Source organism: Streptomyces sp. NPDC014870, assembly GCF_043081505.1.
In the GTDB taxonomy this organism is placed as follows: Bacteria; Actinomycetota; Actinomycetes; order Streptomycetales; family Streptomycetaceae; genus Streptomyces.
The window spans coordinates 381,699-403,920 of sequence record NZ_JBIBWQ010000004.1 but is presented as its reverse complement, the minus strand read 5'-3'; the positions used below and the strand labels follow the sequence as shown (position 1 = coordinate 403,920).

General features: G+C 72.5%; 23 protein-coding genes and 1 pseudogene. 12 read left to right on the top strand and 12 right to left on the bottom strand.

What is annotated here, in order from left to right:
- The first annotated feature begins 23 nt into the window (after window positions 1-23).
- From ACF09C_RS14335 to ACF09C_RS14315, 5 genes are read left to right on the top strand one after another with little or no spacing between them, the layout of a single operon-like run.
- Window positions 24-809, top strand: a complete 786-nt coding sequence (locus tag ACF09C_RS14335) for an enoyl-CoA hydratase family protein (RefSeq protein WP_392091773.1) — start codon at window positions 24-26, stop codon at window positions 807-809.
- A complete protein-coding gene (locus ACF09C_RS14330; RefSeq protein ID WP_392091772.1) occupies window positions 806-1,651 on the top strand; it encodes a CoA transferase subunit A in 846 nt (281 codons plus the stop codon). Before ACF09C_RS14335 ends, ACF09C_RS14330 begins: the two co-directional genes overlap by 4 nt.
- Entirely contained in the window at window positions 1,648-2,382 is a 735-nt protein-coding gene (locus ACF09C_RS14325; RefSeq protein ID WP_392091771.1) for a CoA-transferase subunit beta, read from the top strand. The genes ACF09C_RS14330 and ACF09C_RS14325 overlap by 4 nt, the downstream gene beginning before the upstream one ends.
- On the top strand, window positions 2,382-3,431 hold the full coding sequence (locus ACF09C_RS14320) for an NAD(P)H-dependent flavin oxidoreductase (RefSeq protein ID WP_392091770.1): 1,050 nt from the start codon (window positions 2,382-2,384) through the stop codon (window positions 3,429-3,431). Before ACF09C_RS14325 ends, ACF09C_RS14320 begins: the two co-directional genes overlap by 1 nt.
- A 44-nt stretch (window positions 3,432-3,475) precedes the next feature.
- Window positions 3,476-4,372 carry a tyrosine-protein phosphatase gene (locus tag ACF09C_RS14315; protein WP_392091769.1) on the top strand — a complete coding sequence of 299 codons (897 nt, stop codon included), beginning with the start codon at window positions 3,476-3,478 and terminating at the stop codon, window positions 4,370-4,372.
- Between the two features lie 4 nt (window positions 4,373-4,376).
- Here ACF09C_RS14315 and ACF09C_RS14310 read toward each other — a convergent pair whose 3' ends face one another.
- The 6 genes from ACF09C_RS14310 to ACF09C_RS14285 all read right to left on the bottom strand — a co-directional run bounded on the left by ACF09C_RS14310 (window position 4,377) and on the right by ACF09C_RS14285 (window position 10,309).
- A complete protein-coding gene (locus ACF09C_RS14310) occupies window positions 4,377-6,008 on the bottom strand; it encodes a DEAD/DEAH box helicase (protein WP_392091768.1) in 1,632 nt (543 codons plus the stop codon).
- Window positions 6,009-6,147: 139 nt separating this feature from the next.
- Window positions 6,148-6,351: a cold-shock protein gene (locus tag ACF09C_RS14305; RefSeq protein ID WP_005318814.1), complete on the bottom strand. Its 204-nt coding sequence runs from the start codon at window positions 6,349-6,351 to the stop codon at window positions 6,148-6,150.
- Between the two features lie 187 nt (window positions 6,352-6,538).
- Window positions 6,539-7,696 carry an acetyl-CoA C-acetyltransferase gene (locus tag ACF09C_RS14300; protein WP_392091767.1) on the bottom strand — a complete coding sequence of 386 codons (1,158 nt, stop codon included), beginning with the start codon at window positions 7,694-7,696 and terminating at the stop codon, window positions 6,539-6,541.
- A gap of 49 nt (window positions 7,697-7,745) precedes the next feature.
- The gene (locus ACF09C_RS14295; RefSeq protein WP_392091766.1) at window positions 7,746-8,375 is read right to left on the bottom strand and encodes a TetR/AcrR family transcriptional regulator; all 630 of its coding nucleotides are present in this window, start codon (window positions 8,373-8,375) and stop codon (window positions 7,746-7,748) included.
- Between the two features lie 15 nt (window positions 8,376-8,390).
- Window positions 8,391-9,176, bottom strand: coding sequence for an SDR family oxidoreductase (locus tag ACF09C_RS14290; protein WP_392091765.1), 786 nt, complete (start codon window positions 9,174-9,176; stop codon window positions 8,391-8,393).
- On the bottom strand, window positions 9,173-10,309 hold the full coding sequence (locus tag ACF09C_RS14285; protein ID WP_392092008.1) for an acyl-CoA dehydrogenase family protein: 1,137 nt from the start codon (window positions 10,307-10,309) through the stop codon (window positions 9,173-9,175). Before ACF09C_RS14285 ends, ACF09C_RS14290 begins: the two co-directional genes overlap by 4 nt.
- Window positions 10,310-10,370: 61 nt before the next feature.
- Here ACF09C_RS14285 and ACF09C_RS14280 point away from each other — a divergent pair, with 61 nt between their 5' ends.
- Genes ACF09C_RS14280 through ACF09C_RS14270 form a run of 3 tightly spaced genes read left to right on the top strand, consistent with a single transcriptional unit; the run spans window position 10,371 to window position 13,410 of the window.
- Window positions 10,371-11,207: an enoyl-CoA hydratase gene (locus ACF09C_RS14280; protein ID WP_392091764.1), complete on the top strand. Its 837-nt coding sequence runs from the start codon at window positions 10,371-10,373 to the stop codon at window positions 11,205-11,207.
- A complete protein-coding gene (locus tag ACF09C_RS14275; protein ID WP_392091763.1) occupies window positions 11,207-12,352 on the top strand; it encodes an acyl-CoA dehydrogenase family protein in 1,146 nt (381 codons plus the stop codon). The genes ACF09C_RS14280 and ACF09C_RS14275 overlap by 1 nt, the downstream gene beginning before the upstream one ends.
- Complete coding sequence (locus tag ACF09C_RS14270) at window positions 12,352-13,410, top strand: acyl-CoA dehydrogenase family protein (protein WP_392091762.1); 1,059 nt, start codon at window positions 12,352-12,354, stop codon at window positions 13,408-13,410. Before ACF09C_RS14275 ends, ACF09C_RS14270 begins: the two co-directional genes overlap by 1 nt.
- Here ACF09C_RS14270 and ACF09C_RS14265 read toward each other — a convergent pair.
- The 5 genes from ACF09C_RS14265 to ACF09C_RS14245 all read right to left on the bottom strand — a co-directional run bounded on the left by ACF09C_RS14265 (window position 13,405) and on the right by ACF09C_RS14245 (window position 17,871).
- Window positions 13,405-13,929 carry a pyridoxamine 5'-phosphate oxidase family protein gene (locus ACF09C_RS14265; RefSeq protein WP_392091761.1) on the bottom strand — a complete coding sequence of 175 codons (525 nt, stop codon included), beginning with the start codon at window positions 13,927-13,929 and terminating at the stop codon, window positions 13,405-13,407. The genes ACF09C_RS14270 and ACF09C_RS14265 overlap by 6 nt on opposite strands.
- A gap of 41 nt (window positions 13,930-13,970) precedes the next feature.
- Window positions 13,971-14,351, bottom strand: a complete 381-nt coding sequence (locus ACF09C_RS14260) for a VOC family protein (protein WP_392091760.1) — start codon at window positions 14,349-14,351, stop codon at window positions 13,971-13,973.
- A gap of 54 nt (window positions 14,352-14,405) precedes the next feature.
- Window positions 14,406-15,122, bottom strand: coding sequence for a VWA domain-containing protein (locus tag ACF09C_RS14255; RefSeq protein WP_392091759.1), 717 nt, complete (start codon window positions 15,120-15,122; stop codon window positions 14,406-14,408).
- A gap of 62 nt (window positions 15,123-15,184) precedes the next feature.
- Complete coding sequence (locus tag ACF09C_RS14250) at window positions 15,185-16,267, bottom strand: acyl-CoA dehydrogenase family protein (RefSeq protein WP_392091758.1); 1,083 nt, start codon at window positions 16,265-16,267, stop codon at window positions 15,185-15,187.
- Window positions 16,264-17,871 carry a FadD3 family acyl-CoA ligase gene (locus tag ACF09C_RS14245; RefSeq protein WP_392091757.1) on the bottom strand — a complete coding sequence of 536 codons (1,608 nt, stop codon included), beginning with the start codon at window positions 17,869-17,871 and terminating at the stop codon, window positions 16,264-16,266. Before ACF09C_RS14245 ends, ACF09C_RS14250 begins: the two co-directional genes overlap by 4 nt.
- Here ACF09C_RS14245 and ACF09C_RS14240 point away from each other — a divergent pair.
- Window positions 17,828-18,382 (top strand): annotated as a pseudogene (locus ACF09C_RS14240) (flavin reductase family protein); the annotation flags it as partial. The gene ACF09C_RS14245 and the pseudogene ACF09C_RS14240 overlap by 44 nt on opposite strands.
- Before the next feature lie 47 nt (window positions 18,383-18,429).
- Here ACF09C_RS14240 and ACF09C_RS14235 read toward each other — a convergent pair.
- Window positions 18,430-19,095, bottom strand: coding sequence for a PadR family transcriptional regulator (locus tag ACF09C_RS14235; RefSeq protein ID WP_392091756.1), 666 nt, complete (start codon window positions 19,093-19,095; stop codon window positions 18,430-18,432).
- A gap of 78 nt (window positions 19,096-19,173) precedes the next feature.
- Between ACF09C_RS14235 and ACF09C_RS14230 the strand changes: the two genes are divergently transcribed.
- The 3 genes from ACF09C_RS14230 to ACF09C_RS14220 are packed head-to-tail and all read left to right on the top strand — an operon-like array spanning window position 19,174 to window position 21,889.
- Window positions 19,174-20,298 carry an LLM class flavin-dependent oxidoreductase gene (locus tag ACF09C_RS14230; RefSeq protein WP_392091755.1) on the top strand — a complete coding sequence of 375 codons (1,125 nt, stop codon included), beginning with the start codon at window positions 19,174-19,176 and terminating at the stop codon, window positions 20,296-20,298.
- Window positions 20,295-21,020, top strand: a complete 726-nt coding sequence (locus ACF09C_RS14225) for a glucose 1-dehydrogenase (RefSeq protein WP_392091754.1) — start codon at window positions 20,295-20,297, stop codon at window positions 21,018-21,020. The genes ACF09C_RS14230 and ACF09C_RS14225 overlap by 4 nt, the downstream gene beginning before the upstream one ends.
- Window positions 21,017-21,889, top strand: a complete 873-nt coding sequence (locus ACF09C_RS14220) for an alpha/beta hydrolase (RefSeq protein WP_392091753.1) — start codon at window positions 21,017-21,019, stop codon at window positions 21,887-21,889. Before ACF09C_RS14225 ends, ACF09C_RS14220 begins: the two co-directional genes overlap by 4 nt.
- The last annotated feature ends 333 nt before the right edge of the window (window positions 21,890-22,222 follow it).

The following is a 22,222-nucleotide window of genomic DNA, read 5'->3' as shown; positions in this document are numbered from 1 at the left end:
GTGGAAAGGTAGCTGATCCGCTCATGGGTGTCTCCACCGCAAGCCCCGGCAAGGGCATCGCCCTCGTCACCGTCGACTTCCCACCCGTCAACGCCCTGCCCGTGCGGGGCTGGTACGAGCTCGCCGACGCGATCCGCGCGGCCGGCCGCGACCCCGAGATCCGCTGTGTCGTCCTTGCCGCCGAGGGCCGCGGCTTCAACGCCGGCGTCGACATCAAGGAGATGCAGCGGGACCCCGGGCACGCCAGCCTGATCGGCGCCAACCGCGGCTGCGCGGAGGCGTTCGCGGCGGTCTACGACTGCGAGGTGCCGGTCGTCGCGGCCGTCGGCGGCTTCTGCCTGGGCGGCGGCATCGGACTCGTCGGCAACGCGGACGCGATCGTCGCCTCCGAGGACGCCACCTTCGGACTGCCCGAGCTGGACCGGGGCGCGCTCGGCGCCGCAACCCACCTCGCGCGGCTCGTCCCGCAGCACCTGATGCGCGCGCTGTACTACACCTCGCGCACCGCCACCGCCGCCGAACTGCACGCCCACGGCTCGGTCTGGAAGGTAGTTCCACGTGAGGAACTCCTGGACGCCGCAGTGGAGTTGGCGGGCGAGATCGCCCGCAAGGACGGGTATCTGATCCGGCTCGCCAAGGCCGCCATCAACGGCATCGACCCGGTGGACGTGCGCCGCAGCTACCGCTTCGAGCAGGGCTTCACCTTCGAGGCCAACCTCAGCGGGGTCGCCGACCGCGTCCGCGACACCTTCGGCAAGGACGAGGCGAAGGACGAAGCGAAGGACAAGGCCAAGGAGGGCACCTCGTGACCGACAAGACCATGACCCCCGACGAGGTGGTCTCCCGGCTCCGCTCCGGCATGACGCTCGGCATCGGCGGCTGGGGCTCGCGCCGCAAGCCGATGGCCCTGGTCCGGGCGCTGCTCCGGTCCGAGATCACCGACCTGACCGTGATCTCCTACGGCGGCCCCGACGTCGGCCTGCTCGCCGCCGCCGGCCGGATCCGCCGGCTCGTCGCCGCCTTCACCACCCTGGACTCCATCCCCCTCGAACCGCACTTCCGCGCCGCCCGCGAGCGCGGCGACCTCACCCTCACCGAGCTGGACGAGGCCATGTTCATGTGGGGCCTGCACGCCGCCGCCAACCGGCTGCCCTTCATGCCCGTCCGCGCGGGTCTCGGCTCGGACGTCATGACGGTCAACCCCGAGCTGCGCACGGTCACCTCGCCGTACGAGGACGGGGAGACCTTCGTCGCCGTGCCCGCACTGCGCATGGACGCCGCCTTCGTCCACCTCAACCGGGCCGACCGGCTCGGCAACGGCCAGTACCTGGGCCCCGACCCGTACTTCGACGACCTCTTCTGCGAGGCCGCCGACACCGCGTACGTCTCCTGCGAGCGGCTCGTCGACCGGTTCGACGCGGACACCGCCCCGCAGTCCCTGCTCGTCAGCCGGCACAGCGTCACCGGCGTCGTCGAGACCCCGAACGGCGCCCACTTCACCTCCTGCGTCCCCGACCACGGCCGTGACGAGCCCTTCCAGAAGCTGTACGCGACCACCCCCTGGCCCGAGTTCTCCGAACGGTTCCTCTCCGGCAAGAGCGAGGACGACTACCAGCAGGCCGTACGGACCTGGCACGAGGAGCAGCGATGACCACGACCACCACGACACGCTCCGAGTACTGCGTCGTCGCCTGTGCCGAGGCCTGGCGCGACAACGGCGAGATCCTCGCCGCCGCGATGGCCCCGGTCTCCTCCTTCGGCGCCCGGCTCGCCAAGCGTTCCTTCGCCCCCGACCTGCTCCTGACCGACGGCGAGGCGATACTCGTCGGGCTCGACGGGGAGCCCGAGGGCTGGCTGCCGTACCGCCGCCACCTGACGATGGTCACCGGCGGCAAGCGGCACGTGATGATGGGCGCGAGCCAGATCGACCGGTACGGCAACCAGAACATCTCCTGCATCGGCGACTGGTCGCGCCCCGCCCGCCAGCTCCTCGGCGTGCGCGGCGCGCCCGTCAACACCCTGAACAACCCGGTCAGTTACTGGGTCCCCAAGCACTCGCCCCGGGTCTTCGTCGAGCGCGTCGACATGGTCAGCGGCGTCGGCTACGACCGGGCGGCGGCAGCCGGGGCGGAGCGCTTCCACCGGATCCCCCGGGTCGTCTCCGACCTCGGCGTCTTCGACTTCGAGACGCCCGACCGCTCGATGCGGCTCGCGTCCCTGCACCCGGGCGTCACCGTGGACCAGGTCCGGCAGGCCACCGGCTTCGACCTCGTGATCAGCGACGACGTCCCGTACACCCGCGAGCCGACCGTCGAGGAGCTGCGGCTGATCCGCGAGGTCATCGACCCGAAGGGGCTGCGGGACCGGGAGGTCAGGTCCTGATGGAGACGGCGCTCACCCGGCTCACCGGGGTGCGGTATCCGATCGTCCAGACCGGCATGGGCTGGGTCGCCGGGCCCCGTCTGGTCTCGGCCACCGCAGAGGCGGGCGCGCTCGGCATCCTCGCCTCGGCGACGATGACCGTCGACGAGCTGCGCGCGGCGGTCCGCGAGGTGAAGTCCCGTACGGACCGGCCCTTCGGGGTCAATCTGCGCGCGGACGCGGGCGACGCCCGCGAGCGGGTGCGGATCATCATCGACGAGGGCGTACGGGTCGCCTCCTTCGCGCTCGCCCCCTCCCGCGAGCTGATCGCGGAGCTGAAGGACGCGGGCGTGGTCGTCGTCCCCTCCATCGGGGCCCGGCGGCACGCCGAGAAGGTCGCGGCCTGGGGCGCGGACGCGGTGATCGTGCAGGGCGGCGAGGGCGGCGGGCACACCGGGGACGTGGCCACGACGGTCCTGCTGCCGCAGGTCGTCGACGCGGTCTCCATTCCGGTGATCGCGGCCGGCGGCTTCCACGACGGCCGCGGTCTGGTCGCCGCGCTCTCCTACGGGGCCGCCGGCATCGCCATGGGCACCCGCTTCCTGCTCACCTCCGACTCCACCGTCCCCGACGCCGTGAAGGCGAAGTACCTGGCCGCCACGGTGAAGGACGTGACGGTGACGACGGCCGTCGACGGGCTGCCGCACCGGATGCTCCGTACGGAGATGGTCGCCGCCCTCGAACGGGCGGGCCGCGTACGGGCGTTGGCGCAGGCCGTCCGCCGGGCGGCCGGCTTCCGCAAGCTCTCGGGGCTCTCGTGGCCGGCCATGGTCCGCGACGGCCTCGCGATGAAGCACGGCAAGGACCTGTCGTGGAGCCAGGTCCTGCTGGCAGCGAACACCCCCATGCTCCTCAAGGCGTCCATGGTCGAGGGCCGCACCGACCTCGGCGTCATGGCGTCCGGACAGGTCGCGGGGATCATCGAGGACCTCCCGAGCTGTGAGGAACTCGTCCTGCGCGTCATGTCCGAGGCCGAGAAAGCGCTCCGCGCCCTGCCGACACCAGGGTGAACCCGCCCTCCCCTCAAGGGAGTTCCCGTACAGGGAGTTCAGTCATGCCCCTTTCGAGACGCGCACTTCTGAGCACCGCCACCGCCACCGCTCTCGTCTCGCTCGCCTCCCCGGCCGTCGCGGCGCCCCGCCGTCGGTACCGCGCCGCCACCATCCGGCACATCCCGCTCCAGGGCGCGGTCAACGTCCGCGACCTGGGCGGCTACCTCACGTACACCGGCGACCGGGTGCGCCAGGGCCTGGTCTACCGGGGCGACGCCCTGGGCAAGCTCACCGACGCCGATCTGACCACCCTGTCCGGGCTGCGCCTGGCCACGGTGGTCGACTTCCGGATCCCGCTGGAGATCCAGGCCGACGGCGCCGACCGGCTGCCCGGCGGCCTGGTCCCGGTGTCCCGGACGGTGACCGACAACGGTCTGAACGCGCTGATCCGGGCGGCGATCGGTTCCCGGGACCCGGTGAAGCAGGAGGAGATGCTGGGCGGCGGCCGGGCGGCCGCGTTCATGGCGGACGTCTACCGCACCTTCGTCACCGACGCCGACAACCGGGCGCGGTTCGCCGCGACGATCCGCGACATCGCCCGCCCGGGCGCGGGCCCGCTGCTGTACCACTGCACCTCGGGCAAGGACCGTACGGGCTGGCTGAGCCACCTGCTCCTGACGGTGTGCGGGGTGCCCGAGCGGTACGCCGTGGAGGACTTCCTGGCCTCCAACACCTTCCGGGCCGCCTACGACGCGAAGCTGCGCGAGGGCCTGAAGCAGGCCGGACTCATGCAGAACCCGGACCTGCTCATCCCGATGCAGGAGGTACGGACCGAGTACCTGAACGCGGCGCTGACCGAGGCGAAGACCCGCTACGGCAGCCTGTTCCGCTATCTCACCGACGGCTTGGCCCTGGAACCGCGCACCCTCGCGCAGCTCCAGGACCGGCTCGTCGACTGATCGGCTAGGCGGACCGTCCGCCCTGGGCGGCGCCGCCGCCGGACCGGCGGCCACGGCCGCCGCCGCTGCGGGTACGGGTGGGCGCACCACCCGTGCCCGTACGGGCGCCGGTGCCGGACCGCGTACGGGAGCGCTCGCCGCCACCCGTGCCGCCGGTCGCAGCGCCTCCGCCGTTGCCGCCGCCTCCGCCGCCACCGCGGCGCGAGCGGCGGCCGGCGCCGTTGCGGGCGGACGCGGGCGGGGTCGGCTGCGGGACCTCGATGACGACCGGGACGCCCGAGGGCTCGCGGGCGCCGGTGAGCCGGGTCAGCTCCTCGTCGCTCGACTTGATCTGCGCCGAACGCGGGGTGATCCCGGCGTTCGACATCAGCCGGCCCATGTCGCGCTTCTGCTCGGGCAGGACGAGGGTGACGACGCTGCCGGACTCGCCGGCGCGGGCGGTGCGGCCGCCCCGGTGCAGGTAGTCCTTGTGGTCGATGGGCGGGTCGACGTTGACGACCAGGTCGAGGTCGTCGACGTGGATGCCGCGGGCCGCCACGTTGGTCGCGACCAGGACGGTGACCTGGCCGTTCTTGAACTGGTCCAGGGTGCGGTTGCGCTGCGGCTGCGAGCGGCCGCCGTGCAGCCCGGAGGCCCGGACACCGCTGGCGAGGAGCCGCTTGACGAGCCGGTCCACAGAGCGCTTGGTGTCCAGGAAGAGGATGGTGCGTCCGTCGCGGGCGGCGATGCGCGTGGTGACGGCCTTCTTGTCGGTCTCGTCGGCGACGTAGAGCACGTGGTGCTCCATCGTCGTGACGGCGCCGGCCGACGGGTCGACGGAGTGCACGACCGGGTCGTCCAGGAACATCTTCACGAGCCGGTCGATGTTCTGGTCCAGGGTGGCCGAGAACAGCATCCGCTGGCCGTCCGGCTCGACCTGCTTCAGCAGCGCCGTGACCTGCGGCATGAAGCCCATGTCGGCCATCTGGTCGGCCTCGTCGAGGACCGTGATCGCGACCTGGTCGAGCCGGCAGTCGCCGCGCTCGATGAGGTCCTTGAGGCGGCCTGGCGTGGCGACGAGGACCTCGGCGCCACGGCGCAGCGCGTTCGACTGCTTGGTGATCGACAGTCCGCCGACGACGGTGGTGAGCCGCAGCTGCACCGAGGTGGCGTACGGGGTGAGGGCGTCGGTGACCTGCTGGGCGAGTTCGCGCGTGGGCACCAGGACCAGCGCGAGCGGCGCCTTGGGCTCGGCGCGGCGGCCCGCGGTGCGGGCGAGGAGCGCGAGGCCGAAGGCGAGGGTCTTGCCGGAGCCGGTACGGCCGCGGCCGAGGATGTCCCGGCCGGCGAGCGAGTTCGGCAGCGTGGCGCCCTGGATCGGGAACGGCTCGGTGACCCCCTGCGCGCCCAGGGTCTTGACCAGGGCGGCGGGCATGTCGAGGGCGTCGAAGGACTCGACGGAGGGGAGCGCGGGCGTCAACGTCTCGGGCAGGGTGAACTCGCGCGGCGGCGGAGGCGTGGCCGGTCCACGGCCGCGCCCGGCGGCCTTCTGCCTGCCGTTGCCCCGGGAGGCGGCGGAGCCACGGCGGGTATTTCCGGACGTGGTTCCGGAGCGGGATTCGGCGGCCCGGCGGGGCCGCTGTTCGGAGCGAGTCATGGGAAATACCTTCCTGGCCTGAGCAGAGCCCTGAGCAGTGCGCCCGAGCAGTGCGCCCGGGCAAGTGCCTGAGCACAGCGCGAGCCGGGACCCGCACCTGCGCGGTGCGGGCCCCGGCTGCGAGAATCGCGTACGGCGATCAGGCGGGGAGGATGTTCTCCGCCTGCGGGCCCTTCTGGCCCTGCGTGACGTCGAAGGTGACCTTCTGGCCTTCCTGCAGCTCACGGAAGCCGGAGGTCGCGATGTTGGAGTAGTGGGCGAAGACGTCGGCGCCGCCGCCGTCCTGCTCGATGAAGCCGAAGCCCTTTTCCGAGTTGAACCACTTCACGGTTCCGGTAGCCATGTTTTCTCCTGAATAGGTAAGGGTCCCATCCCGGAGAGTCCGGAAAACAAAATTGCGCCTGAGGAACATTCCCGTCAGGCGCACATAAAGTTCATGGGTACCAACTAGCAACGTCGGCAACCTTAGCATGCCGCCCCTCCCTGAGGGCGGGGCGGCGACGCACGTCACATACCGCGCGGTAGGGCGGTCAGAGCCGCTCGATGATCGTCACGTTGGCCTGGCCGCCGCCCTCGCACATCGTCTGGAGCCCGTAGCGGCCGCCCGTCCGCTCCAGCTCGTGCAGGAGCGTGGTCATCAGCTTCACGCCGGTCGCGCCCAGCGGGTGGCCGAGCGCGATCGCGCCGCCGTTGACGTTCACGCGCTCCGGGTCGGCGCCGGTCTCCTTCAGCCAGGCGAGGACGACCGGGGCGAAGGCCTCGTTGATCTCGACGAGGTCCATGTCGTCGATGGTCATCCCGGTCTTCTTCAGGGCGTACGCGGTCGCCGGTATCGGCGCGGAGAGCATCCGGATCGGGTCCTCGCCGCGCACCGAGAGGTGGTGGATCCGGGCGCGCGGGGTGAGGCCGTGCTCCCGTACGGCCCGCTCGCTCGCGAGCAGCATGGCGGCGGCGCCGTCGGAGACCTGGGAGGAGCAGGCCGCGGTGATCGTGCCGCCCTCGACGACGGGCTTCAGGCCGGCCATCTTCTCCAGGGTGGTGTCCCGGCGCGGGCCCTCGTCCACGGTCACGTCTCCGTAGGCCACGATCTCGCGCGCGAAGCGGCCCTCGTCGATCGCGTGGAGCGCCCGCCGGTGCGAGCGGAGGGCGAACTCCTCCTGGTCGCGGCGGGTGATGCCCCACTTCTCGGCGATCAGCTCGGCGCCGTGGAACTGGTTGACGGGCGCGTCGCCGTAGCGGGCCCGCCAGCCCTCGGAGCCGGCGTAGGGGCCCTCGGTCAGGCCGAGGGGCTCGGCGGCCTGCCGGGAGGCGAAGGCGATCGGGATCATCGACATGTTCTGGGTGCCGCCGGCGACGACCAGGTCCTGGGTTCCGGAGAGGACGCCCTGGGCGGCGAAGTGCACGGCCTGCTGGGAGGAGCCGCACTGGCGGTCGACGGTGACGCCGGGGACCTCCTCGGGAAGTCCGGCGGCGAGCCAGGCCGTCCGGGCGATGTCGCCCGCCTGCGGGCCCACGGTGTCGAGGCAGCCGAAGACGACGTCCTCGACGGCGGCCGGGTCGACGCCCGATCGCTGGACGAGTGCCTTGAGGACGTGGGCTCCGAGGTCCGCCGGGTGAACGGAGGCCAGCCCTCCCTTGCGCCGGCCCACCGGGGTGCGGACCGCTTCGACGATGTAGGCCTCGGCCATGACAACTCCTCCAGACGTCGGCGCACGTACGACTGGTGCGTACGGCGCTCTATGTGCGTACGGCGATACCGTCCAGGACCATCGACAGGTACTGGCGGGCGATCTCCTCCGGGCTGTGCTGTCCGCCCGGGCGGTACCAGGACGCGGCGACCCAGACGGTGTCGCGCACGAAGCGGTAGGTGAGCCGGATGTCGAGGTCGGCCCGGAAGGTGCCGGCCTCCACGCCCCGCTCCAGGGTCCCGAGCCATGCCTTCTCGAACTTGACCTGCGAGTCCGAGAGGTAGTGGAAGCGGGGCTGGTCGGTGAGGTGTCTGGACTCCTTCTGGTAGATGGCGACGGCGGCGCGGTGCCGGTCGATCTCCCGGAAGGACTCGGTGACGAGGGCCTCGATGGTCTCCCTGGGGCCGAGTCCGGCGGCGAGGACGGTGTCGTACCCCTCCCACAGCTCGGTCAGGAAGGTGGAGAGGATCTCGTCGAGCATCGATTCCTTGGAATCGAAGTGGTAGTAGAGGCTGCCGGCGAGCATGCCGGCGGCGTCGGCGATCTTGCGTACGGTCGTGGCGTTGTACCCCTGGGCGGCGAACACCTCGGCCGCGGTGTCCAGGAGTTCGCGACGCCGCTCGGGCGAGGCGGTCACGGCGGTCTTCTTCTTGCTGCTGTTGCTGACGGTCTTCGGCACACGTCCATTCTGGTCCTACGCGTGCTGGCTGCTGACCGAGACGGTCTCGCCGGTCATGTAGGAGGAGTAGCCGCTGGCCAGGAAGACGATGACGTTGGCGATCTCCCAGGGTTCGGCGTACCGCCCGAAGGCCTCGCGCTCGGTCAGTTCGGCGAGCAGCTCGGCGGAGGTGACCTTGACCAGGTGCGGGTGCATGGCGAGGGAGGGGGATACGGCGTTGACGCGGACGTCGTGGGCCGCCGCCTCGATGGCGGCGCAGCGGGTGAGGGCCATGACGCCGGCCTTGGCGGCGGCGTAGTGGGCCTGACCGGCCTGGGCGCGCCAGCCGACGACGGAGGCGTTGTTGACGATCACGCCCGGGCCGCCGAAGTCCTTGAAGTGGCGCAGGGCGGCGCGGACGCAGCGGAAGGTGCCGTTGAGGGTGACGTCCAGGACCCGGCCCCACTGGTCGTCGGTCATGTCGACGAGCGCGGCGGTGCCGCCGAGGCCGGCGTTGTTGACGACGGCGTCGAGGCGGCCGTGGAGCCGTACGGCGGTGTCGAGGAGGGCCTGGACCTGGGTCTCGTCGGTGACGTCGCAGGGCAGGGCGTCGACCCGGTCGGCGCCGAAGTCGGCGGCGAGGGCGGCCTCGCTCTCCTTGAGGCGGCGGGCGTGTGCGTCGCTGATCAGGACCCGGGCGCCCTCTTCCAGGAAGCGGCGGGCGGTCGCGCCGCCTATGCCTGCTCCGGCGGCGGCGGTGATGACGGCGGTACGGCCGGCGAGCAGGCCGTGGCCCGGCACATAGGGGGGTGCGGCGGTCATGGGCGCGGCTCCTTCGGGAGGCCGAGCACCCGCTCGGCGATGAGGTTGCGCTGGATCTCGCTGGATCCGGCGTAGATGGTGTCGGCGCGGGAGAAGAGGAACAGCCGCTGCCACTCGTCGAGTTCGTACGGTTCGGCGGCGACGACCGTGGCGGCGGCGCCGCAGATGTCCATGGCGAGTTCGCCGAGGTCGCGGTGCCAGTGCGACCAGTAGAGCTTGGCCATGGAGGGGTCGGTGGAGCGCAGCGCGTTCGCGCGCATGGCCTGGAGTCCGGTCCAGGCCCGGACGAGCCGGTCGCGGATCAGCGGGTCGTCGAGGGTTCCGTTGCGCCGGGCGAGGGTGACCAGGCCCTCCCACTCGCGGCGGAATCCGACCTGCTGGCCGAGGGTGGAGACGCCGCGTTCGTAGCCGAGGGTGGCCATGGCGATCCGCCAGCCGTCGCCCGGCTCGCCGACGATGTGCGTGGCGTCGGTGCGGGCTCCGTCGAAGAAGACCTCGTTGAACTCGCTGGTGCCGGTGAGCTGGACGATCGGCCTGACCTCGACGCCGGGCTGGTCCATGGGGACGAGCAGGTACGAGAGTCCGGCGTGCCGGCGCGAGCCGGCCTCGGTGCGGGCGACGACGAAGCACCACTGGGACTCGTGGGCGAGCGAGGTCCAGATCTTCTGGCCGTCCACCACCCACTGGTCGCCCTCGCGGACGGCGCGGGTGCGGACGGCGGCGAGGTCGGAGCCGGCGTCGGGTTCGCTGTAGCCCTGGCACCAGAGCTCCTCGACGGCGCGGATCGGGGGCAGGAAGCGGGCCTTCTGCTCCTCGGTGCCGTGGTCGACGAGGGTGGGTCCGAGGAGCTGTTCGCCGATGTGGTTGACGCGGGCGGGGGCGTCGGCGAGGGCGTACTCCTCGTGGAAGGCGATCTGCTCCTCGATGCTCGCGCCGCGCCCGCCGTACTCCTTCGGCCAGCCGACGCAGGTCCAGCCGTGGGCGGCCAGGTGCCGCTCCCAGGCCAGGCGTTCGGCGAAGGCCTCGTGCTCGCGGCCCGGTCCGCCGAGGCCCTTGAGGGCGGCGAACTCGCCACTGAGGTGGGCCCGTAGCCAGTCCCGTATCTCGGCACGGAACTCCTCGACGCTGCTCATGGCGCTGCTCATGGCCGTACGTTAACCTACCAAACACTTGTTAGGGAAGGAGCGTCGAAGGATGCAGATGCCCGTGCTGTACGAGCGCCGCGGACCGGTCGCGTACGTGACGATGAACCGCCCGCGCTACCGCAACGCCCAGAACTCCGCCATGACCTACGCCCTGGACGAGGCCTTCTACCGGGCGGCGGAGGATTCCGAGGTCAAGGTGATCGTGCTCGCGGGCGCGGGCGAGCACTTCTCGGCGGGCCACGACATCGGCACCCCGGAGCGCGACGCCCATCTCCCCTTCGACCGCCGCGCCGGACTCTGGTGGGACCACTCCGACAAGCGCGGCGCCGAGTCCCGCTTCGCCCGCGAGTCCGAGGTCTATCTCGGCATGTGCCGGCGCTGGCGCGAACTGCCCAAGCCGGTCGTCGCCTCCATCCAGGGCGCCTGCGTGGCGGGCGGGTTGATGCTGGCCTGGGTCTGCGACCTGATCGTGGCGAGCGAGGACGCGTTCTTCGCCGACCCGGTGGTGCGGATGGGGATCCCGGGCGTCGAGTACTTCGCCCACCCGTGGGTGATGCCGCCCAGGATCGCCAAGGAGTTCCTGTTCACGGGCGACCGGATGACGGCCCGCCGGGCGTACGAGATCGGCATGGTCAACCGGGTCGTGGACCGCTCCGAACTGGCCGCCTCGACCGAGGAGTTGGCCCTGCGGATCGCCGAGATGCCCCGGCTCGGCCTGGCCCTGACCAAGCGGGCGGTGAACCAGGCCGAGGACCTCCAGGGCCTGCACGCCGGGATGGACTCGGTCTTCGGCCTCCACCATCTCGCCCACGCCCACAACGCGGAGACCGCGGCGGACCCGCTGGGCGGGATGGACATGGCGGCGATGAAGGAGGCGGGGGTCTGATGGATCTGACGTACGCGCCGGAGGAGCGGGCGTTCCGCGCGGAGGCGCGGGAGTGGCTGCGCGCCCATGTCCCCGCGGAGCCGCTGCCGTCCCTGGAGACGGCCGAGGGCTTCGCCGCGCACCGCGCCTGGGAGGCCGCACTCGCCGCCGACCGCTGGTCGGTGGTCTCCTGGCCGGAGCGGTACGGCGGCCGGGGCGCCGACATCGTCCGGTGGCTGGTCTTCGAGGAGGAGTACTACGCGGCGGGGGCCCCCGGCCGGGTCTCGCAGAACGGCATCAACCTGCTGGCCCCCACCCTCTTCGACCACGCGACGGAGGAGCAGCGGGCCCGGGTGCTGCCGTCGATGGCGACCGGGGAGGTGATCTGGGCGCAGGCCTGGTCGGAGCCGGAGTCCGGCTCGGACCTGGCGTCGCTCAGCTCCCGGGCGGTGCGGACCGACGGCGGCTGGCTGCTGTCCGGCCAGAAGACCTGGTCCTCGCGGGCCGCCTTCGCCGACCGGGCCTTCGGGATCTTCCGTACCGGTGGGGAGACGGACCCGGCCCGGCCGCACCGCGGTCTGACGTACCTGATGTTCGACCTGCGGGCGCCGGGGGTGACGGTCCGGCCGATCGGCCGGCTGGACGGGAAGCCCGCGTTCGCGGAGCTCTTCCTCGACGAGGTCTTCGTACCGGACGAGGACGTGATCGGGGAGCCGGGACAGGGCTGGCGGATCGCGATGTCGACGACCGGCAACGAGCGCGGCCTGATGCTCCGCTCCCCCGGCCGCTTCCTGGCGGCGGCGGACCGTCTCGTCGCGCTGTGGCGGGAGACGGGCGCGGACCCGTCGCTGCGGGACCGGGTCGCGGACGCGGTGATCGGCGCGCGGGCCTACCAGCTCTTCACGGCGGGCGGCGCGTCGCGCTTCGCGGCGGGGGCGTCGATCGGGGCCGAGTCCAGCCTGAACAAGGTCTTCTGGTCGGAGTACGACATCGCGCTGCACGAGACGGCGCTCGATCTGCTGGGCGACGAGACGGAGTCGGCGGACGGGGAGTGGGGCGAGGGGTACGTCTTCTCGCTCGCGGGCCCGATCTACGCCGGCACGAACGAGATCCAGCGCGACATCATCGCCGAGCGTTTGCTCGGCCTGCCGAAGGGGCGGCGCTGATGCGATTCCTGCCGACGGAGGAACAGCGCGACTTCGCGCGCTCGTTGGACGCGATGCTGACGGCGGCGGACACGCCGACGGCGGTACGGGCCTGGGCGGCGGGCGACGCGACGCCCGGTCGCGCCCTGTGGTCCCGGCTCGCGGAGGCGGGCGTCTTCGCCCTCGCGGTCCCGGAGCCGTACGAGGGCGTCGGCCCCCTCCCGGTCGAACTGGCCACGGCATTCGTGGAATTGGGCCGGCAGGCGGCACCGGGCCCGCTGGTGGAGTCGGTGGCGGCGGCCGCTCTCCTGACGGAGCTCGCGGCCTCGGGCGAGACGGGCCCGGCGAAGCGACTGCTGCCGGGGCTCACGTCGGGCGCGACGGTGGCGACCCTGACGATGCCCACGGGGCCCGCTCCCGCGCGAGCGACGCCCGCCGGTGCTGTGCCCACCGGGCTGGTTCCCACCCTCGCCCTCGACCCGGACGTCGCCGACGTGATCCTCGTCGTCCGGGGGGACGAGTTGTGGATGGCCCCCGGACACGAGGGCGTGCGGGTCTCCGCAGACCCCGCCCGCCGCCTCGCCCGCCCCTCCCCCGGCGGGGAGCTGCTGGCAGCCGGGTCCGCCGTACGGGAAGCCGCGGCACACGCGAGGCACTGGGCCGTGCTCGCCACCGCCGCACAAGCCCTCGGCGTCGGGCTCACCCTCCTCGACCGCACCGTCGCGTACGCCAAGCAGCGCCGGCAGTTCGGCACCGAGATCGGCTCCTTCCAGGCGGTCAAGCACCGGCTCGCCGACACCCTGATCGCCCTGGAGTTCGCCCGCCCACTCCTCTTCGGGGCGGCGGTCACCTTCCGGAGCACCGATCTCGCCGCCGCCAAGGTCGCCGCGGGCGAGGCCGCGTACACCGCCGCCCGTACCGCCCTGCAGATCCACGGCGCGGTCGGCTACACCGAGGAGCTCGACCTCTCGCTCTGGCTGCGCAAGGCCCGCCCGCTCCGCGACGCCTGGGGCACTCCGTCCTGGTGCCGGGCCGAGGTCATGCGGACGTACGACGAGGTGTACGACACCGGGTCATGACGTCGTCTCACGCGGCGGGCTGTCGTCCGTACCGCGCCGGATCGTCCGCACCGGCCGCCCCGGCGTCCAGGTGCGGACGACCATGTCGTCGCCCTCGACGAAGGTGCGCACGACCTCGGCCGGCTCGACCCGGAAGACATGGAACGGCATCGGCATCCCGACGGCCTCCGCGTAGCGGTCCAGCTCCTTCGGGTCGGTGATCTCCACGGCCCGGCCGGAGATCCGGACGTCCCCGCCACCCATGTCCGTCCCCGCACCCGGGTTGGCGAGGAGCGAGAAGCGGGGGTCGCGCCGCAGGTCGAGGGCCTTGCGGGAGTTCGGCATCATGCCGAGCCACAGCTCGCCCCAGCGGAAGTCCGCCTCGATCCCGCTGAGCCGGGGCGAACCGTCCTTCCGCAGGGTGCCGAGCACATGGTGGGTGAACTGGCCGAACCGCTCCCGAACGGTCGCTTCCAGTTCGGGTTCGGCGGCGGCGAAGGCCGCCCAGGTGGTTCCGGTTCCGGCGTCGATGTGTCCCATGGTTCCAGTGAACACCGGATACCCGACAGCTTCTGTCTGGATTACTCCGTGGCCTGGCGCTCGGCCGCGCTCCGCTCGACGCAGAACTCGTTGCCCTCGGGGTCGAGCAGCGTCGCCCACCCCGTGCCGTCCGGCTTCCGGTGGTCCTCGAAGACCGTGGCGCCGAGGGCGAGCAGCCGCTCGACCTCCTCGTCACGGCTGCGGTCCTGCGGCTGGAGGTCGAGGTGGACACGGTTCTTGACCGTCTTCCCGTCCGGGACCCGGATGAAGAGCAGCCCACCGCCGACGGTCTCGACCAGCGCCTCGGGGTCACCGGGCCGGTCGTCGTCGGAGACCTTGGAGTCCAGGGCGGCGGCCCAGAAGGTCGCCAGGGCGTACGCGTCGGCGCAGTCGATCGTCACATGTCGCACAAGAGAGGCCATGGGCCCACTATCACATGATCGACTCCGCACCGGGCGGGGTTTTCCCGCCCGCCGTCACCGGACGATGGACCGGGCCCGGGCGGCGGCGAGCCAGGCGGGGAACTCGGCGACGATGCGGTCGTACAGCTCGGCGTCCGGGACCGCGCGCGGGTCCTGGCCCGCGTGGAAGAACCCGGCGTTGTCGACGGAGCGCTTCTGCGGGACCGCCAACTCGTCCAGTTTCCGCAGGAATTCGAACTGCCGGCTGCCCGGGTCGCCGAAGCCGATGAACTGCCAGAAGAGCGGCAGCTCGGCCGCCTTGCACAAGTACCGTTCGGCGGCGAGCTTGTTGATCGGACCGCCGTCCGTCTGGAAGACGACGAGCGCGGGGGCGGTCGCGCCGCTGTCGAGGTAGTGGTCGATGACCGCGTCCATCGCCAGGTGGTAGCTGGTCTTGCCCATATGGCCGAGCCCGGCGACGATCCGGTCGATCCGCCCCTGGTGGTCGGCGAGTTCGATGCTCGTCTCGGCGTCGATGTCGGTGGAGAAGAACACCACCGGCACCCGCCCGTCGTCGTCCAGGTTGGCCGAGAGCCCCAGGACCCGGTCGGCCAGCGCCTGCACGCTGCCGTCCTTGTAGTACGGCTTCATGGATCCCGAGTAGTCGAGCACAAGGTAGACGGCCACCCGCTGCCCGTCCATCCCGTGCTTGCGCAGCGACACCCCCGCCGACTTGTACAGGCTCACCAGCGCGGGCGCGGTCTCCTCGACCTTGCGCAGACTCAGCCCCACGGGCGTCTCCCCTCCCCCTCCCGAGGGGACGCCTTTCCCCCCGGAGTGCCGAGCGTACGGGATCAGGGTGACGGGACGAGTCCGAGCGCGGCGGCGAGACGGGCCCGGTGCGCGGCCGGCAGGCCGAGGAGGTGGGCGCACTGGTGGGCGCGTTTGAGGTGGTCGTGCGCCGGGTGTTCCCAGGTCACGCCGATCCCGCCGTGGAGCTGGATCATCTCGCCCGCGACCGTCAGGTACGTCTCCGAGCAGACCGTCCGCGCCGCCGCCGCGGCGAGGGGTTCGGCGTCGGCGTGGGCGGCGGCCAGCGCGAGGGAGCGGGCGGACTCGACAGCGGTGTACAGGTCGGCCAGGCGGTGCTTCACGGCCTGGAAGGAGCCGATGGGCCGGCCGAACTGGACGCGCTCGCCGACCTGCCGGACCGTGTCGCCCAGGGCCCGTTCGGCGCCTCCGACCTGCTCGGCGGCGAGGACGGTCGCGGCCACGTCGCGCACCCGGGTGAGGACGCCCTCGCCGTCGGCGCAGAGGAGCCGGGCGGGTGTCCGGTCCAGCCGGATCCGGGCGAGGGGGCGGGTCCGGTCCAGGGTGGGAGCCACGGTGAACTCACCCTCGTCGTCCAGGAGTTCGTAGAGGGAGAGACGTCCGGTGCGGGCGTCCCGCGCGAAGACCAGGCACAGGTCGGGGCGTTCGGGCGGAGCGAGCACGTACTCCTTCCGGCCGGTGAGGCGCGGGCCTTCGTCCGCCGTGGTCGTGAGGGACTCCGGCGGGCCTTGGTGAGCCGCCGTCGTGAGCGACTCCGGCTCCCAGCCGCCCTCCTCCGCCCAGGCGAGCGCGCCGGTCCTGGCGCCCTCGGCGAGTCCGGGCAGGAGGCGGGCGCAGGCGTCCCAGTCGCCCGAGGCGAGGAGGGCGGTCACGGGCAGGACGGCGGAGCCGAGGAACGGGACCGGGCTGAGCGCCCGCCCCAGCTCCTCCGCGACCACCGCGATCTCGGGCAGCCCGCAGCCGAGTCCGCCGTACGCCTCGGGCACGGCGAGGGCCGCCACGCCGATCTGTCCGGTCAACGGCGCCCAGGCCGCCGCGCCCGCGTGGCGGTCGAGCACGGACCGTACCGCCGCCCGCAGTTCGTCCTGTTCGGGGGTGGTCCTCATGCGTCCTCTCCTCTCGCCGCGCGCCGCAGTTCGCCCTTGAGGAGCTTGCCCCCGGCGTTGCGCGGCAGCTCTGTCACGACGACGAAGCGGCGCGGGACCTTGAAGTTGGCGAGCCGTTCGCGGGCCCAGGCGGTCAGTTCGTCCGCGCCGAGGGCGCGGTCGGTCACGACGAACGCGACGCCGACCTCGCCGAGCCGCGCGTCGGGGGCGCCGACGACGGCGACGTCGTGGACGGCCTCGTGGCGCAGGAGGACGTGCTCGATCTCGGCCGGGTAGGCGTTGAAGCCACCGACGACGTACATGTCCTTCAGCCGGTCGGTCACCGCGAGGTAGCCGCGCTCGTCGAGGGCGCCGATGTCGCCGGTGCGCAGCCAGCCCCCGTCGAGGACCGTCTCGGCCGTGGCCGCAGGTTCGTCGAGGTAGCCGCGCATGACGTGGTGGCCGCGGACCTGGATCTCGCCCGGCTCACCGGGGCCGAGCACGGCGCCGAGCGGGGAGGCGATCCGGATCTCGGTGCCGGGCAGCGGCAGGCCGACGGTGCGGGCGACGGTCTCCGCGTCGGCGTCCGTCGGGCAGACGGAGACCACCCCGCAGGACTCGGTGAGCCCGTACGCAGTGAAGACGTCGGGCGCGCCGAGCTCCTCCCGGATCTCCTCGACGAGCGTGGCGGGGACGGCGGCCGCGCCGGTCCCGGCGAGGCGGAGCGCGGAGAGGTCGTGCGCCGCGCGGCGCGGGTGGTGGATCAGGCCGTGGAAGACGGTCGGCGGCCCCATGAGGCAGGTGACGCGTTCGGCGGCGATCCGTTCGAGGACGCGGTCGGCGTCGTAGACGGCCTCGGGCAGCATGGTCGCGCCGGTCAGCAGACAGGCGAGCACCCCCGCCTTGTAGCCGAAGGTGTGGAAGAAGGGGTTGACGAGCAGATACCGGTCGCCCGCGCGCAGTCCGACGAGCCGGGCCCAGTCGGTGTAGACGCGCAGGGTCTGGCCGTGGGTGGTCATCACGCCCTTGGAGCGGCCGGTGGTGCCCGAGGTGTAGAGGATGTCGCAGAGGTCGTCGGGGCGTACGGCGACGACGCGGGCGATCCGCTCGGCGTCGGGGACGGCGGCCCCGGCGGCGAGGTAGCCGTCCCAGTCGGGTCCGTGCAGGGTGAGCGTGGAACGCAGCTCCCCGAGGTCCTCCCCGGAGCCGTGCAGGGCGGCGGCGTAGTCGGTGCCGAGGAAGTCGTGCTCGGTGAACAGGAACCGGGCGCCGCTGCGGCGCACGATGTCGGCGGCCTCTGCGGGCTTGTAGCGGGTGTTGACCGGGACGAGGACGGCGCCGACCGCGACCGCGCCGAGGGCCGCGGTGATCCAGCGGCGGCTGTTGGGGGCCCAGATCGCGACCCGGTCGCCGTGCCCCACGCCGTGGGCGAGAGCGGCGCGCGCGGCGGCGGCGATCTCGTCGCGGAGCCGCGCGAAGCCCCAGCGGACCCCGTCGTCGGCTCCGCCGGCTCCGCCGCCGACCAGCGCCTCCTGGGCGGGTCCGGCGTGCGCGGCGGCCGCCCAGTCGGGCAACTCGGCGATGGTGCGGGGTAGTTGCTGTGGCACTTGCTGGGGGCTGATCACTGACCCTCCCTACTTGACGTGCGAGCGTGGCGGGTATCCAATCACAGGTGTTTCGGTTAGGCATATACCTAGTAGGAATATTCCTCAGGAGGTCCCCATGGATCCGGATCCGACCGACATGAAGGCCGCGCTCGCCGGCTTCTGCACCGGCGTCGCCGTCATCACCGCCCGCGACCCGGCCGACGGACGGCCTGCCGGCATGGCGGTGCAGTCCTTCTCGTCCGTCTCGCTCGACCCGCCGCTCGTCTGCTTCTGCCCGGCGCACACCTCGACGACCTGGCCGCGGATCCGCGCGGCGGGCCGCTTCGCGGTGAACGTGCTCGCGGCCGACCAGGAGGAGCTCTGCCGCCGGTTCGCGGTCACGGGCGGCGACAAGTTCGCCGGTACGGCCTGGCGGCCCGGTGCCTCGGGCGCGCCCCTGCTCGACGGGGCGCTCGCGACGATCGAGTGCACGCTCGACGCCGTCCTCGACGGCGGCGACCACGCCATCACCCTGGGCCGGGTCGACACGCTCACCGCGCACCGGGACACCGGCCCGCTGCTCTACTTCCGCCGCGCCTACGGCCGCTTGCCCTCGGCGGAGTCCCCGCCGGAATCGACGCCGCCCTCGACGGCCGCCGCCCGTGCGCGCTCCTTCGCCAGCTCCTCGATGTCGGCGAGCATGGCGTCCGCCAGGTCCCGCTCGGAGGCGTAGTACCGCTCGGCCCACTTGAGGGTGAGGGTGGGGTACGCCCACGCCTCCTCGGCCTTCGCCCCCTCCACGTCGGCCGCCGCGCGCAGCCGCATGGTCTCGGCGAACTCCCGGTGCCGGGCCAGGACTTCACGCTGCTGTTCGGGTTCGAGGAGATGCCCGAGCCAGAGCCGCAGCATCGGCCCGTGCTTGAGCACGGGCGGGTCCACGGGCGCGGTCCGCGCCCACGTACGGACGGCGGTCATCCCCTCGTCCGTGATCCGGTAGACCCGCTTGTCGCGGCTGCCCGTCTCCTGGGCGACCATCCGCGAGGTGGCGTAACCGGCCTTCTCCAGCCGCTTCAGCTCGCTGTAGATCTGACTGAACGACGGGCTCCAGTAGAAGAAGCGGAGCGACCAGTCGGACCACTTCTTCAGGTCGTAACCGGACAGTTCCTCCCCGAAGGAGAGCAGCCCGAGCACCGCCCAGCTGGTCGCCGGGAACCCCGGGAGTTCCGGAACGTCTTCCTGACCTGCCGTCTTCTTGTCCGCCACGGAGCGAAGTCTACGACCCCCTTCCCCACCCCAGATATGACTGCTAGAAGTATTCCTATTCGAAATAGAGGAGTTCAGATGAAGTTCTCCATGATCTTCGAGGCCCAGCTCGTCGACCCGACCCCCGAGCGGGAGCGCCAGGTCCTCCACGACTGCGTCGAACAGGCCGTCCACGCCGAGCAGATGGGCTTCGACCGGGTCTGGGCGGTCGAGCACCACTCCCTCACCCAGTACGCGCACATGAGCGCGTCCGAGATCTTCCTGACCTGGGTCGCCGCCCGCACCGAACTCATCCGCATCGGCCACGGCGTCGTCACCATGCCCTTCGGCTACCAGCACCCGGTGCGGGTGGCCGAGCGCGCCGCGATGCTCGACGTGCTCAGCGGCGGCCGGGTGGACATCGGCGCGGGCCGGGGCGCGACCCGGCAGGAGATGCGGATGTACGGGGTGCGCCCCGAGGACACCTACCCGCAGATGGAGGAGGCGCTGCGGATCTTCTCGCACGCCTGGCGCGAGGAGCAGTTCGAGTGGCACGGCTCCATCGACATCGGACCGGGCGCGATCCTCCCCCGCCCTGTGCAGGACCCGCACCCGCCGCTCTTCATGGCCTGCTCGAAGCACGACACCCTCAAGCTCGCCGCCGAACTCGGCATCGGAGCCCTGGTGATGGGCTTCGCCGGCGCCGACGACGTACGCGCGATGCGCAAGGTGTACGACGAGGCCATCGCCGTACGCGACGGCTCCCGGCTGGTCTCCTCCGAGGTCAACGACCACTTCTCGGCGCTGTGCCCGACGATCGTCCTGGACGACGCCGAGCGCGCGCTCCGGCTCGGCACGCGCGGCCAGCGCTTCTTCGCCGAGTCGATCGCCCACTGGTACGGCAACGCCCCCGCGCCCACCGGCTACGCGGAGGAGGAGGACCACACGGGCGCGCTCGAACGGCAGCGTGAGGAGCTGGTCGCCCGCCTGCACGAGGCGAACATCCCGGCCCGCCCGGTCGACACCGGGACGTACAACACCGACCACGCCTACGGGGACGCCGACACCGCCATCGCCTACGTGGAGCAGCTCCGCGAGATCGGGGTCGACGAGGTGATGTGCCTGATCCAGATGGGCACGGTCCCCCAGGAGGTCTGCATGGAGACCATCCGGCAGTGGGGCGAGAAGGTCATCCCGCACTTCCGCGCCCTGGAGGCCAAGTGAGCGCGCTCGCCGGCAAGACCGTGATCGTGACGGGCGCGGCGCGCGGCCAGGGCGCGGCAGAGGCCCGACTCCTGGCCGGAGCGGGCGCGCGGGTCGTCCTGACGGACGTACGGGAGGACGAGGGCCGGGCGGTCGCTGCGGAGCTGGGCGACGCCGGGGTGTTCGTCCGTCACGACGTGACCTCGGCGGAGGACTGGCACGCGGTGGCCGAGCACGCCGTCGCCGCGTACGGCCGGGTGGACGCGCTGGTCAACAACGCGGCGCTGTGGCGGACCGCGCCGGTGGAGTCGGAGACGTACGAGAACTTCGAACTCCTGCTCCGAGTCAACCTGTTGGGCCCGTTCCTCGGTATCCAGGCGGTCGTGCCCGCGCTGCGCGATGCGGGTGGCGGCTCGATCGTGAACGTCTCGTCGACGGCCGGCCTGGTCGGCATACCCGGGCACGCGGCGTACGGGGCGAGCAAGTTCGGCCTGCGCGGCCTGACCCGCTCCTCCGCCCTGGACCTGGCGCGGCACGGCATCCGCGTCAACTCGGTGCACCCGGGGGCGGTCGACACGCCGATGGTGGCGGCGGTGGCGGACCGGGACTGGTCGCACGTCCCGCTCGGCCGGATGGGCCGGGCGGAGGAGGTCGGGGGCCTGATCGCCTTCCTGGTCTCGGACGCCTCCTCGTACATCACGGGCGCGGAGTTCACGGTGGACGGGGGGCTGACGACCGGATGACGGATCCCCTGACCCCGACGGCCCGGACCCTGGTGGAGGCGATGTCGGCGGGCTTCCCGGGACCGGGCTCCCCGGAGGCGCTCCGGGCGGCGGCGCGAGCGGGCGTACGGGAGATCCCCCCGCCCCGGGAGGAGTCGGCGCACGGCGTACGGGTCCGCCTGTACGGCCCCGAGGCAGGCACCGGCGCCCCCGTGATCGTCTTCGCGCACGGCGGCGGCTGGGTCCTCTGCGACCTGGACACCCACGACGGCCTCTGCCGCGAACTGGCCTCCCGTACGGGCGCGTCCGTGGTCTCCGTGGACTACCGGCGCGCCCCCGAGCACCGCTTCCCGGCCGCCGAGGACGACGTGTACGCGGTCGTGGAGTGGGCGGCCGAGCGGTACGACGGCCCGCTGCTCGTGGCGGGCGACTCCAGCGGCGGCAACCTGGCGGCGGGGGCGGCCCTGCGCGGCCGGGACGCGGGCGGCCCGCCGGTCGCGGGCCAGCTCCTCTTCTACCCGGCCCTGGACCACCGCCTGGACACACCCTCCGCCGAGGCGTACGCCGAGGGCTTCTTCCACACCGAGGCCCATATGCGCTGGTACTGGGAGCAGTACGTCGGCCCGGACGGCGACCCGGTCGCCGCCTCACCGGGCCTGGCCCCCGACCTGGCCGGTCTCCCCTCGACCCTGGTGGTCCTCGCCGACTGCGACGTCCTGCGCGACGAGGGGCTGGCCTACGCCCGCCGGCTCTCCTCGGCCGGGGTCGAGGCCCAGGTGCACCTGCACACCGGGGTCTTCCACGGCTTCCTGGGCGCCCGGGGCGTCCTGCCCGAAGCGGAAAACGCCCTGGCCGGAGCAGCGGCCTGGGTGGCTGACGTGACCGGGTGACTCCGGACGCGTACCGCCCCCCGCGAGGCAGACACACCGCGGCGCCCACCACGTCACCCACCGCCCCCGCGAGGAATCGAACCCGCGGCGCCCTCCCAGTCGTCCGGTCCCCTCCCCCACGCCGATCTCGCACCGCTCGGCCGCAGGCGGCCTCCCGGGCTTCGACCGGCTGCGTCGGACTCCGTCCGCCGACCCGACCGCCGGACCACCGCCTGATCCGCCCCTGCGAGGCGAACGCACCGCGGCGCCCTCCCAGTCGTCCGGTCGGGGACATTCGGGGGGCGCCGCGCTCAGTTCCGTACGTCGTTGTACGGGACGTCTTGGGGACGGGAC